The organism is Actinobacillus delphinicola (genome assembly GCF_900638385.1).
Classification (GTDB): domain Bacteria; phylum Pseudomonadota; class Gammaproteobacteria; order Enterobacterales; family Pasteurellaceae; genus Actinobacillus_C; species Actinobacillus_C delphinicola.
Map to the genome: position 1 here is coordinate 1712804 of NZ_LR134510.1, position 12430 is coordinate 1725233.

Consider the following 12430-nt stretch of genomic DNA (forward strand, 5'->3'; position numbering starts at 1 on the left):
CTAACAATGAAAAAAAATTAAAAAAAAATCGCCTTAAAATCTTGACATAATTACACTGTGTACAACTCAAAGACTTAACTGCTTATTTACAGGTATTTTGTGCTAACATACGATTAAATTAACAGAAGATAAAAAAAGATGAAAAGTAAAAGTTTTAAAATCCATTCTGAATTTAAGCCTGCGGGCGATCAGATTGAGGCAATAAAAAAATTAACAGAAAATATTGATGCAGGGTTAGCTCATCAAACTCTACTTGGCGTAACGGGGTCAGGCAAAACCTTTACTATTGCGAACGTAATTGCCAAAGAAAATCGCCCAACCATGATTTTAGCGCCCAATAAAACACTGGCTGCACAACTGTATGCCGAAATGAAAGCATTTTTCCCTGAAAATGCGGTAGAGTATTTTGTTTCTTATTATGATTATTACCAACCAGAGGCTTATGTACCCGCAAGCGATACTTTTATTGAAAAAGATGCGTCAGTAAATGATCAAATTGAACAAATGCGTCTTTCTGCAACAAAAGCGTTATTAGAACGGCGGGATGTTATTGTGGTTGCCTCTGTTTCAGCAATTTATGGGCTAGGTGATCCCGATAGCTATCTCAAAATGATGTTGCATTTACGCAAAGGGGCAATTATTAATCAGCGTAAAATTTTATCGCAACTGGCAGAACTTCAATATACTCGTAATGATCAAGCCTTTGAGCGTGGGACGTTTCGTGTGCGTGGGGAAGTGATTGACATTTTCCCTGCTGAATCAGACGATCAAGCATTACGCATTGAATTATTTGATGATGAAATTGAGCGCTTAAGCCTTTTCGATCCGCTCACCAATACCAGTTTTGGCGAAGTGCCGCGTTTTACCATTTATCCGAAAACGCACTATGTCACGCCACGTGAGCGTATTTTAGATACGATAGAAAAAGTAAAAGTCGAATTGGCAGAGCGTCGTGCTTATCTTTTAGAAAATAATAAGTTGCTCGAAGAACAACGTATTACCCAGCGCACGCAATTTGATATTGAAATGATGAATGAATTAGGCTACTGCTCAGGGATTGAAAACTATTCACGTTATTTGGCAAACCGCCCTGAAGGCGCGCCACCGCCGACGTTATTTGATTATTTACCAGCAGACGGGTTGTTGGTTATTGATGAATCCCACGTTACCGTTCCGCAAATTGGCGGGATGTACCGTGGCGATAGAGCGCGTAAAGAAACGTTGGTGGAATATGGATTCCGCTTGCCATCAGCCTTGGATAACCGCCCGATGAAATTTGAGGAATTTGAGGCACAAGCCCCGCAAACGATTTACGTTTCTGCAACGCCTGGACCGTATGAATTAGAAAAATCATGTGGAGAAGTGATTGATCAGGTTATTCGCCCAACAGGCTTGCTTGATCCTGAAATTGAAGTGCGCCCCGTTTCCACACAGGTTGACGATTTGCTTTCAGAATGTCGTGTACGAGCGGATAATAATGAACGTGTTTTAGTTACAGTGCTAACGAAAAAAATGGCGGAGGACTTAACGGATTATTTGGAAGAACATGGCGTACGAGTACGTTATCTGCATTCTGATATTGATACCGTAGAACGTGTAGAAATTTTGCGTGATTTACGTTTAGGCGAATTTGACGTGTTGGTGGGAATCAACTTATTGCGCGAAGGGTTGGATATCCCTGAAGTTTCTCTTGTCGCCATTTTGGATGCAGATAAAGAAGGCTTTTTGCGTTCCGAACGTTCTCTTATTCAAACCATAGGACGTGCTGCTCGAAATCTAAAAGGGAAAGCGATTCTTTATGCGGATCGCATTACTAACTCAATGGAAAAAGCGATAACCGAAACTAATCGCCGCCGTGAAAAACAAATGCAATTTAATAAGGATAATGGCATTGTGCCAAAAGGCTTAAATAAAAAGGTTGGCGAAATGTTAGATATCGGGCAGGGAAGTGGAGCGAAAAAATCAAGCTCAAATACTAAAACTGCAGAACCGAAAGCGGATTACACTTTCACTCATGATCCAAAACAATACGAAAAACAACGTAAAAAATTGGAACAAGAAATGTATAAATGCGCTCAAAATCTTGAATTTGAACGCGCTGCTGCCTTGCGTGATGAATTACACGAACTTGATAAATACTTCATCGGCGTAGCGCCAGAATAAAACACGCCTCGATTTTCACAGAAATTTATGAAAAACCCCAATAATTTTTTATCGTTGGGGTTTTCTTCATTTTAAAAGACAATATATGCTTTTAAATCAAGCAAGTAGCATATTTTTAAAGCAAATGAATATATTTAGCTAAAAAAGACTTGCAACAAAAAATATATTTGGTAATATTCGCTCCGTTCCTTAGCGAACAAGGTTATTTAGAATTTTTTCATTTTATTTAGAGAAAGAAAATGTACGAAGCTCTACTTGTTATTTACTTAATTATCGCGGTTGTATTAATCGGATTTATCCTTATTCAACAAGGTAAAGGAGCTAACGTAGGTGCTTCATTTGGTGGTGGCGCATCTGGAACTATCTTCGGTTCACGTGGTGCAGGTAACTTCTTATCGCACACAACTGCCGTTTTAGCGACAATTTTCTTTTTAATTAGCATTGCATTGGGAAATATCAATTCTCATCACAGTGCAAAGAATGAAGGTTTTAACAACCTATCACAAGTAGCAGAACAAGTTCAACAACAAGAACAGACAGCTGCGAAAACTCAAAGTAATACAGATATTCCTCGATAAGAATATCTTACATACCAAAAATGCTCTGGTGGTGGAATTGGTAGACACGCTATCTTGAGGGGGTAGTGTCCATCGGACGTGCGAGTTCAAGTCTCGCCCAGAGCACCAACTATTTAAAAATCCTTTTAAAATCAATAATTTATATTTTAATTATATACTTTACTCTATATCAGTCCGTTGTTTTTTTTAATAAAAACTGTATAATGTCCGAAATTTATAAATTAGAATAGGATATTATTAGGATGATTGATAATCTTTTCAAAGAACGTCTTCTTTCTCATGCACAACATGTATCTAAAGTTGGCAATTTTTGTACTACAGAGGAAACAACTAAACAAGCACTCATTTTGCCATTTTTAGATATTCTAGGTTTTTCACCGTATGATCCGACAAAAGTAAAAGCAGAATATTCCGCAGATTTCCAAGGTTGTAAAAATGGCGAGCGTGTTGATTATGCATTATTTTGTCATGATCTTCCCGTGATGTTCATAGAGGCTAAGCCATACTCAGAAAATTTAAGTAACCATTCTCCTCAGTTATCAAGATATTTTAATGCTACGCCTGAAGTTACAGTGGCGGCATTGACAAACGGAAAAGAATGGTTATTTTTTACTGATTTAAATGAAAAAAACTTGATGGATCGGACACCATTCTTAAAAGTAAATTTTGAGGATGTAGAGCATTTTGATATTTCTAAGATTAAACAATTATCTAAATTCTGCTACGATAAATTTCAACCTGAGGCTTTAAGGGTGCTTGCAGAAGAAAGTATTTATCTAACGAGTTTTACTAAAACAATAAATTCTAGCCTAAAAGAAGTGGATCTTGATTTCGTTAGATATGTAGCAGGACGTTCTAATATTGGGAGACAACTTAATCAGCGTTTTTTAGAGAGTATTCAGCCAATAGTTAAGCAAGCAGTAGAAAAAGCAGTAAGTGCAATGGTTGTATATGGATTATCAGGGAAAGAGGAACCTCTAGATACTCCTTTAGAAGATTCAGCAGTTATTGATGAAACGGCACCAATTGTGGATCCAGAAAATAGTAAAATTGTTACGACTTACACGGAACGATTACTTTTTGATTATGTTCAGATGATTGTTGGTGATGAGATTAATATTGTTGCAAAAGATACTGAAAGCTATTTCAATATATTGTTTGATGGGAAATCAAATAGATGGATGCTACGTTATTTCGATAATAGGCAACGTCCATCAATCATTGTTCCGATTGATTTGACAGAGGAGCATAAAAAAGAAATTAAACGAGCAAAACTGGAATTGAATGGTAACCAAATTATTATTGATCGCCCAGAAAATATCTTACGATTAAGTGGAATAATTCAGGATTGCTTAGAATATTGTCAGGATGATAATAATTTTAGAAGAAGCAATTCTTAGTGTGATTTCTAACAAAAGCTCGGTTAATCCGAGCTTTTTTATAGAGTTTATTTTTCTCTTACTTCAGTTTTAGAAACTAATGAATCTTTACTTCTTATTTAAAGCTAGAAATATATTTATTATCTAATTTTGATTAGGTTATAATGATATAGTTTCATGCATCATGTAATCATATAGACATAGCAACTTTCTGTAGGGGGTAGTATGTTTATTTGGATAGTCTTTTAAATATAATTCACATTCCTCCAATGTGATATTCTTTTTATATACATTATAAAAAATAGTATCTTCTTTTAAGGATTTTGTAATATCTTCATTATGTTGAATATCATCAATACTATTAGCCTCTATATACGCTTGGTTTTTCATAATTGCTTGCTTTAATTTTGAGACTTGATTGTTTTTATAGGTATCCACGTTTTGGAGATTATTGAAAATCTTACTAAATCCATAAATTGGGAAAAAATTTCTACTATTTATATTTTGATTATTTATAAAACTAACTAACGAATTATTTTTCTCTTTAAGAAGAGTAAAATAGTTAGCCATAACTTGTGATGACGTGTGGTAAACATAGGTAATACTTCTTTTGGAACCAATGAATAAAATTTTATCATTATTACTTAAAGAGTCCAAATCTTCGGTAAGATTAACTTCTATATTTGCACTATTCACGATTTCTGCTACAATATTCTGCACTTTTCGAATATCTAATGTAGATATTGGGAGTTGTAATTTAGATATTTCTGTATATAAGTTTGAATAATTATCAGTTTTTAATTTATTAATTCTTATTGTTTCATATCCTTCTAACTCTATATCATGTTCACATACATCATCAGATTGAGATCCTTCTTCATATTCTATAAGTAAAAAATTATCTCTAATTTTTTTTGCCTGATCTGTATTAGGTTTTACATAATTAAAAATAGTTTTTAAAAGTGCTTTAATATTTTCATCGCCAATACTATATCCAATAAATATTATTGGATGGTGAATAAATAAAGATAATAACTGAGCTCTGATTAACTCGTAGGACTCTTTAAATTTTTTATAATCATCTTCTGTTATAATTAAGCTAGCAGGATCATTTATACAACCATGCACTTTATATATAGAACCGTACGGATTGCTCAGTAAGATATTATTTCCAACAAGTGGATCAAATTCAAGAATTTCTTCGATTAATAAGTCATAATTAGTTGTAATGATTGAGCTAATATTTTTTTTTGCTTTTTTTAATAACATAAGCTCTTCTTTTAAAAGAGGGGTAGTCTTCTTTTCTAAGTTTGACAGCATTTCTGTAATTAAGATTTTAAATCTACTTGCTTCCTTATTTAATTTTGTAAGTTCAAAAAATTTATTATTAATTTGTTCAAAGTCGGGATGACGTCTATTCTCTTTTTTTCCAAGAATATTTTTTGTATCAGTTTCAAGATCGCTAGCAATTTTGGGAAAAATCTGAGTATTATTATTTGAATGTTTTATCTTATAGTGTGCTTTTAATTCTAAATATCTTTCTTCGTCTCCGTGTATTTTGTATGCGATGTTCTCTAGTAGATCATTCCAGTTAAATGAGTTTTTTAAATATCGTAGGCTAAAGCCGCTGCCAATAAAAAGAACGGGGTAATTATGAAAATTTTTAACAAAATCAGAAAGTTTCACTATTTAGACTCCTATATTAATATATAGGTCTAGCCTATCAAGTACATGCATAGACTTCAATAAAAAAGTGTTTATAAAGACCAAAGCCCGACACACTCGGGCTTTGTACTCATGTAATAAGAATTTATTTCTCTCTCACTTCAGTTGTAGAAGTGGTTGATTTTACAAGGTCGATGCCGTGTTCGCAGTCTTTGCGATGTTTGTAGCCGTTACCACCTGTTGCAATAATATTACCGTTGCCTGCAACTAGGCGCCAGCGAAATTCGCCTGCTTTATCAGTGTAAATTTCAAAATGCATAATAAACTCCTGTGGAATTTGATCATCAATTTATCATCTTAAATAAGATGGGATGCCTAAGGTAGAAATAGGTCAACCATTTTATACGGTCTATAAACTTATCAACTTAGGTTCGTACACCTTAGCACTACACAAAAATTAGTCAATAATAAAAGATTAAAAATTAATCATGTATAAAATAATTTTACTTTATTTTAGTTATGATGATATTACTAGAATATGATCTTTAAAAAATAAAAAAGGCACTGTGAGGTGCCTTTCATGGTACAAATTTACTCAATTAGCAACATTTTTCTGGATGTTGAAATTTTTCAATTTGGCTCATAATCGTATCAATATCTTCAGTTACATCCCAAATCGTACCATTTTTAAAGAAAATACGAGTAAGCGTTTTTCCTTGTAAATTTTGGATTGGTGTAATGATTTGTGTACGTTTTAAGTTGATAATAACTGGACTATTATCTACAGAAGTAAGTTTAATAAATTTAGACATATTATGCTCCTTTGTTGTGTTTGTGGTTGAATTTAGGACAAACTTTAAGCGCATATAAAGATATTTTTATTGATATAAATCAATAAAAGTAATAGAACAGTATAAAAATTATACTTTTTGATTATGTGTATTTATCTATTAGTTTAGAAATTTTTAAGATTAGTACAGGGGGAGAGAAGTTTATAAAAGCGATAAAAAATACGCCCCAAAAATCATAAAAATTTATGAAAAATGGGGCGTAAAAAATATAAAATAAAGATATGTGTTAAGAATAATGACTATCTAAAGTGATTTTCCCCGAGTAGTGATATTCTCGATTTATTTTCGATTGAATCCATCTTTCATGAAACTTTAAATTATGAACTGGATCAGGAATGGTGATAAATCGGGGATTGTTATTTAAATTTAGTACTACTGTAATAATATAATTATTTTTATATTCTTTTGCTTTAATAAACTCATTCTCAGTGAGCCTAAAAGTTCCTTCGGTATGGCGAATCCCTTTTATCTCTGATAGAAAAATATTATTTTCTGTGGTAATTTGAAAATCATATCCATCTCCATATAAACGGGCATCTTCTAAAGAACCATTTTTAAAAATATCTATCCTTTTGAAATTATTTATAAAAAATAACTCTGCTTCCAATCCAGTAGTTTGCAGTTTTTTAAATTTAGATTGTAAAATTGGTTTGATATTTGGGGTATCAATTTGTAAGAAATATTGGTTTTTTAAATATAATTTAATAATATTAGCAAACCCTAAAGCATTTTCATTTCCAAATAAATTATCAATAAATATTTTTCTGTGACGGTATGCGTCTTTCTTTTGCCACCATCCTTTCCGATGATTAGGAAAAAAGGGATCAAATAAATCCATTCTATTTTTTATTACTGATGGCGTTGCTGCTAATCCAATTTTTACACAATATTTAAAAAAATCTGTTTTAGATTTAAAATTAAAATGCTGAATAAGATCATTATCAAATTTAGCAAGTCCGTATCCTATAAGATTAAGAATTTCATAGTTTTCGTGTTTATTCATGAGTATTTTTATTATTTTTCTTTTTAGTATATTTTTTAGGAGATGAAATATTTTTGCTTACGGTACTTAATTCACGCAATGCCTCAAAATTCTGATACTGCAGAAGATCAGGTAAGAGGGCGAATAGGTTTTGCATAAACTCTTGGTATGTGGCTTGTTGTTGGCTGATTTTATTGAGTTGTTGTTCCCAATGTGCCGTCATGTCTGGTTTGGTTGCGATTGGCGGAAGGGCATTGATAAGCGCTTTGCCGATTTCGGTACTGTGAATGTTACGACCTTGTTTACGCAAGAAACCACGTTTAAAGAGCAATTCAATAATGCCGGCACGGGTTGCCTCGGTGCCGAGACCATCGCTTTCACGTAGAATTTTTTTCAGTTCTTTATCTTCCACAAATCGTGCAATACCTGTCATGGCGGAAAGTAATGTTGCATCGCTGAAATGGCGTGGTGGTTGTGTTTTTTTCGTTAAAATTTCAGCTTTTTCACAGAACAGAATATCGCCTTTTTTTACTTCATAAAGCGGATTTTCCACGCCACGATTTTCGTCATTATTTTTTTCACTTTTTAGTAACGTTTTCCAGCCCGCACTTTGTAGTTGGCGATTTTGAGCGACAAATTTTCCGCCCGCAATTTCTAATTCAATGCGACGTTTACGATAATCCGCATCTGGGCAGAATTGCATTAAATATTGGCGAGCGATGAGGGTATAGACGCGTTGTTCATCGTGATTTAAATGCACTTTATGCGATTTTATAGTTGGAATAATCGCATGGTGCGCCTCAACTTTTTTGCTGTCCCAACAACGATTTTTTTGTTCTGGATTGATGATATCAGGTAACGGTTGATAATCTTCTAATTGCGCACTAATGGCTGATAAAACCTTATGGCGATCGGCAAATTGTTCTTGTGGGAGATAACGACAATCGGAACGTGGGTAAGTAATCAGTTTGTGCGTTTCGTAAAGGCGTTGGCAGCAATCCAGCACTTGTTGAGCTGAAAGCTGGTAAAGGCGTGCGGCATCGATTTGTAAACTTGATAAAGAGTAAGGTAACGGTGCTGTTTCGAGTTCTTGTTTATCAATATAATTGGTTACTTTTGCAGGTTGTTGTGTGACTTTGTTGACGACTAATTCTGCCAGTGAGCGTGATAAGATGCGCCCATCCTCATCTTGATAGTCTTCACACGCTTTACTTGGTTGCCACATTGCTTTAAAAGGGGCTTGATTAAAGAAAGGTGAGCTTTCATCTTGGGTGATGATATCGGCTTGAACTTCGTAATAATCTTTTGGTTGAAAATGTTCGATTTCGTGATCACGATTGACGATAAGCCCAAGTACGGGGGTTTGAACACGCCCAACGGAAAGCACGCCTTGAAACCCTGCACGTTGCCCGAGAATGGTGTAATTGCGAGTGAGATTAATCCCGTAAAGCCAATCCGCTCGGGCGCGTGCGAGTGCAGACGTAGAAAGGGGAATAAAGTCACTGTTATTGCGCAGTTGTTCCACGGCTTTTTTGACGGCAGAAGGCGTTAAGTCGTTCACTAAACAACGTTTAATATTTTGAATTTTTTCACGTGGTAATTGTGCGTAATGAAAGACTTCATCTACCAGTAATTGTCCTTCTCGATCCGGGTCGCCTGCGTGTACCACTTCATCGGCTTGATTAATAAGCTTAATAACTGTATCAAGCTGTTTTTTAACGTCGGGGCGTGGAATCAGTTTCCATTGTTGAGGCACAATGGGAAGATATTCACGTCGCCATTGTTTAAATTGTGGATTGTAGGCATCAGGCTCAGCTTGGCTAAGCAAATGACCAATACACCAAGTCACATAATCATTGTTACCACATTGAATAAAACCATCACCTCGTTTATGAGGTTGAGGTAAGACATCGGCAATCGCTCTAGCAAGACTGGGTTTTTCGGCAACAAATACACGCATAATAGATAAAATTCAATAAAATAAGAGGGGTGTATTCTAGCATATTGTGAAGTTTTTCGCTAAAATGCGACTTGTTTTTTAATAAATTTAGGAAAATATTATGTTTGGAAAAGGTGGCTTAGGCGGCTTGATGAAACAAGCACAGCAAATGCAAGATCGCATGCAAAAGATGCAAGAAGAAGTTGCAAAACTTGAAGTAACTGGCGAATCTGGCGCAGGCTTAGTAAAAATCACCATTAACGGCGCACATAACTGCCGTCGTATTGAAATCGATCCGTCTTTAATGGAAGATGATCGTGAAATGTTAGAAGATTTAATCGCAGCGGCATTCAATGATGCAGTACGCCGTGCTGAAGAACTTCAAAAAGAAAAAATGAAAGAAGTGACTGCGGGTATGAGTTTACCACCAGGCTTTAAACTTCCTTTCTAATCCCTCGTTAATTCACCGCACGTTTTACATTTTGTAGCGTGCGGTCTTTTCTTTGTTATCGTAAAATATTATGCAAACCAGTCCATTATTAGAAGAACTCATCGAAAAATTACGTTGTTTGCCGGGTGTAGGTCCTAAATCCGCACAGCGTATGGCATATCATTTGTTACAACGTAACAGAAAGGCAGGGCAAGAACTTGGGCAAGTTTTAGAAAAATCAATGGCGCAGATTGGACATTGCTCAAAGTGCCAAACATTTACTGAGCAAGAAGTGTGTGCGATTTGCCATAATCCTCGTCGCCAAGCAAGTGGGCTTTTATGTGTCGTAGAGCAACCTGTAGATATACAAGCGATAGAACAAACAGGGCAATTTTCAGGGCAATATTTTGTGTTAATGGGGCATCTTTCTCCGTTAGATGGCATTGGACCTCGAGAAATTGGTCTGGATAAGTTACAAATGCGCTTAGAACAAGAACAATTTAATGAAGTGATTCTTGCAACAAATCCAACGATTGAAGGTGATGTGACTGCGAATTATATTGCGGAAATGTGTCATCAATATCATATTAAAGTGAGTCGTATTGCGCATGGTATTCCTGTTGGTGGCGAATTAGAGATGGTAGATGGAACAACACTTATGCATTCGTTTTTAGGTCGTCGTGAAGTTAGAGAAGATTAGCCTAATATAAAATTCTCAAAAAACGTTTAAAAAAATACCAGCAAATACCATTTCAGGATGATTTATCTCTTTAAAAGAGCGATTTTTATACTAAAAGAGATTAAAATATAACTGTTTTTATAAAAAATACTTTTAAATCTTGCAAATTTTAACTAATTTGATAAAAATAATACCGCTTTATAGGGATAAGGCGTTTTGTCTTATTAATTTTGTCCGTCTGTGTTGATACGCTCAGACATTAAACCACAGAAAGAGGTTCGTTATGGAAGTTGGTGTTGTTAAATGGTTTAATAATGCGAAAGGCTTCGGTTTTATTGCGGCTGAAGGATCAGATGAAGATATTTTTGCCCATTATTCAGTTATTGATATGGACGGATATCGTACATTAAAAGCAGGTCAGAAAGTTTCTTTTGAACGTGTTCAGGGTGAAAAAGGATCACATGCTACTAAAATTGTTCCTATTATTGGAGAAAAAAAATAATATAGGGATAGTTTAAAAGAGCGCTCAGAAATGAGCGCTTTTTTTATGGAAGAAATTTATCGTGCTAAAATTAGTCATGATTTATTAGATCGTAAGAGGAAAAAGCATAAAAACGCTATGATAAAGTACGATTGTTTAAGAATAATGCAGAAAAGGCGTGATTTTTTAATGGCTTGATATTATTATCTATATCATTTTTAATTTGAAAAAATTATATTGGAAATTTTTCACAAAACGAGAGGAAAGTATGGAAAACCTAGCGGAAATTACACAACAGGCGAAAGACGCCATTAATGCGTTAGAAGAAAATCGCCTTGATTTGCTTGATGCATTACGTGTGGAATATTTTGGTAAGAAAGGGCATTTTACACAGTTAATGCAAGGCTTACGTAATGTAGATCCCGCTGAACGTCCTAAAGTTGGGGCAAAAATTAATGAAGCAAAACAGGAAGTTCAAGAACTTTTAAATGCGAAAAAACAAGCATGGGAAGAAAATGCACTTAACGCACAATTAGCAGCAGAAAGTATTGACGTGAGCTTACCAGGTCGTCGTCCTGAATTAGGCGGATTACACCCAGTGACCATGACCATTAATCGCATCGTTCAATTTTTCTCTGAATTAGGCTTTACTGCTGAAGAAGGTCCAGAAATCGAAAATGATTATTATAACTTTGATGCGTTAAACATTCCTGCACATCACCCAGCACGTGCCGATCACGATACTTTCTGGTTTGATGTAAAACATCTTTTAAGAACCCAAACTTCTGGTGTGCAAATCCGTACCATGGAGAAAAAACAACCTCCAATCCGTATTCTAGCTCCTGGACGTGTGTACCGTAACGACTACGACCAAACACATACACCAATGTTCCACCAAATTGAATTGCTCTATGTAGACAAACACGCAAACTTTACGGAATTAAAAGGTTTATTACACGATTTCTTACGTGCTTTTTTTGAAGAAGATCTAAAAGTACGTTTCCGTCCATCTTATTTCCCATTCACTGAACCATCAGCGGAAGTGGATGTAATGGGCAAAAACGGAAAATGGCTTGAAGTATTAGGTTGCGGTATGGTGCATCCAAATGTTTTACGCAATGTTGGTATCGATCCGAATGAATATTCAGGTTTTGCGGTAGGTATGGGCGTTGAGCGTTTAACTATGCTTCGTTACAACGTAACAGATTTACGTGCATTCTTTGAAAATGATCTCCGTTTTTTAGAACAATTTAAATAAGTGTATTGACGATATTGAAGGATTA

Annotated in this window: 12 protein-coding genes and 1 tRNA gene; 8 read left to right on the forward strand and 5 right to left on the reverse strand. The window is 35.0% G+C overall.

Annotated elements, in window-relative coordinates; translation table 11 throughout:
* The first annotated feature begins 138 nt into the window (after nt 1-138).
* From uvrB to EL259_RS08060, 4 genes are all read left to right on the forward strand, one after another.
* Nucleotides 139-2163: an excinuclease ABC subunit UvrB gene (gene uvrB, locus EL259_RS08045; protein ID WP_126600597.1), complete on the forward strand. Its 2025-nt coding sequence runs from the start codon at nt 139-141 to the stop codon at nt 2161-2163.
* 239 nt (nt 2164-2402) lie between these two features.
* Nucleotides 2403-2741: a preprotein translocase subunit SecG gene (gene secG / locus EL259_RS08050; protein WP_126600599.1), complete on the forward strand. Its 339-nt coding sequence runs from the start codon at nt 2403-2405 to the stop codon at nt 2739-2741.
* A gap of 22 nt (nt 2742-2763) precedes the next feature.
* Nucleotides 2764-2849 (forward strand) — tRNA-Leu (locus tag EL259_RS08055).
* A gap of 134 nt (nt 2850-2983) precedes the next feature.
* Nucleotides 2984-4141, forward strand: coding sequence for a type I restriction endonuclease (locus EL259_RS08060; RefSeq protein WP_126600600.1), 1158 nt, complete (start codon nt 2984-2986; stop codon nt 4139-4141).
* Nucleotides 4142-4279: 138 nt separating this feature from the next.
* Here the strand turns inward: EL259_RS08060 and EL259_RS08065 are convergent, their stop codons facing one another.
* The 5 genes from EL259_RS08065 to EL259_RS08085 form a co-directional block, all read right to left on the reverse strand.
* Nucleotides 4280-5806, reverse strand: coding sequence for an SIR2 family protein (locus EL259_RS08065; protein WP_126600602.1), 1527 nt, complete (start codon nt 5804-5806; stop codon nt 4280-4282).
* Nucleotides 5807-5930: 124 nt separating this feature from the next.
* On the reverse strand, nt 5931-6104 hold the full coding sequence (locus tag EL259_RS08070; protein ID WP_126600604.1) for a YegP family protein: 174 nt from the start codon (nt 6102-6104) through the stop codon (nt 5931-5933).
* A 280-nt stretch (nt 6105-6384) separates the two neighbouring features.
* Entirely contained in the window at nt 6385-6597 is a 213-nt protein-coding gene (locus EL259_RS08075) for a hypothetical protein (protein WP_126600606.1), read from the reverse strand.
* A gap of 265 nt (nt 6598-6862) precedes the next feature.
* Nucleotides 6863-7639 carry a DUF3883 domain-containing protein gene (locus EL259_RS08080; protein WP_232019046.1) on the reverse strand — a complete coding sequence of 259 codons (777 nt, stop codon included), beginning with the start codon at nt 7637-7639 and terminating at the stop codon, nt 6863-6865.
* A complete protein-coding gene (locus EL259_RS08085) occupies nt 7632-9578 on the reverse strand; it encodes a DNA topoisomerase III (protein ID WP_126600610.1) in 1947 nt (648 codons plus the stop codon). Before EL259_RS08085 ends, EL259_RS08080 begins: the two co-directional genes overlap by 8 nt.
* Before the next feature lie 100 nt (nt 9579-9678).
* Between EL259_RS08085 and EL259_RS08090 the strand changes: the two genes are divergently transcribed.
* From EL259_RS08090 to pheS, 4 genes are all read left to right on the forward strand, one after another.
* A complete protein-coding gene (locus EL259_RS08090) occupies nt 9679-10008 on the forward strand; it encodes a YbaB/EbfC family nucleoid-associated protein (protein WP_126600611.1) in 330 nt (109 codons plus the stop codon).
* A 70-nt stretch (nt 10009-10078) separates the two neighbouring features.
* Nucleotides 10079-10687 (forward strand): recombination mediator RecR, encoded by a 609-nt coding sequence (recR, locus tag EL259_RS08095; RefSeq protein ID WP_126600613.1) that lies wholly within the window; start codon nt 10079-10081, stop codon nt 10685-10687.
* A 262-nt stretch (nt 10688-10949) separates the two neighbouring features.
* On the forward strand, nt 10950-11168 hold the full coding sequence (gene cspD, locus EL259_RS08100) for a cold shock domain-containing protein CspD (RefSeq protein WP_126600615.1): 219 nt from the start codon (nt 10950-10952) through the stop codon (nt 11166-11168).
* A 247-nt stretch (nt 11169-11415) separates the two neighbouring features.
* Complete coding sequence (gene pheS, locus EL259_RS08105; protein WP_126600617.1) at nt 11416-12405, forward strand: phenylalanine--tRNA ligase subunit alpha; 990 nt, start codon at nt 11416-11418, stop codon at nt 12403-12405.
* Nucleotides 12406-12430: the final 25 nt, after the last annotated feature.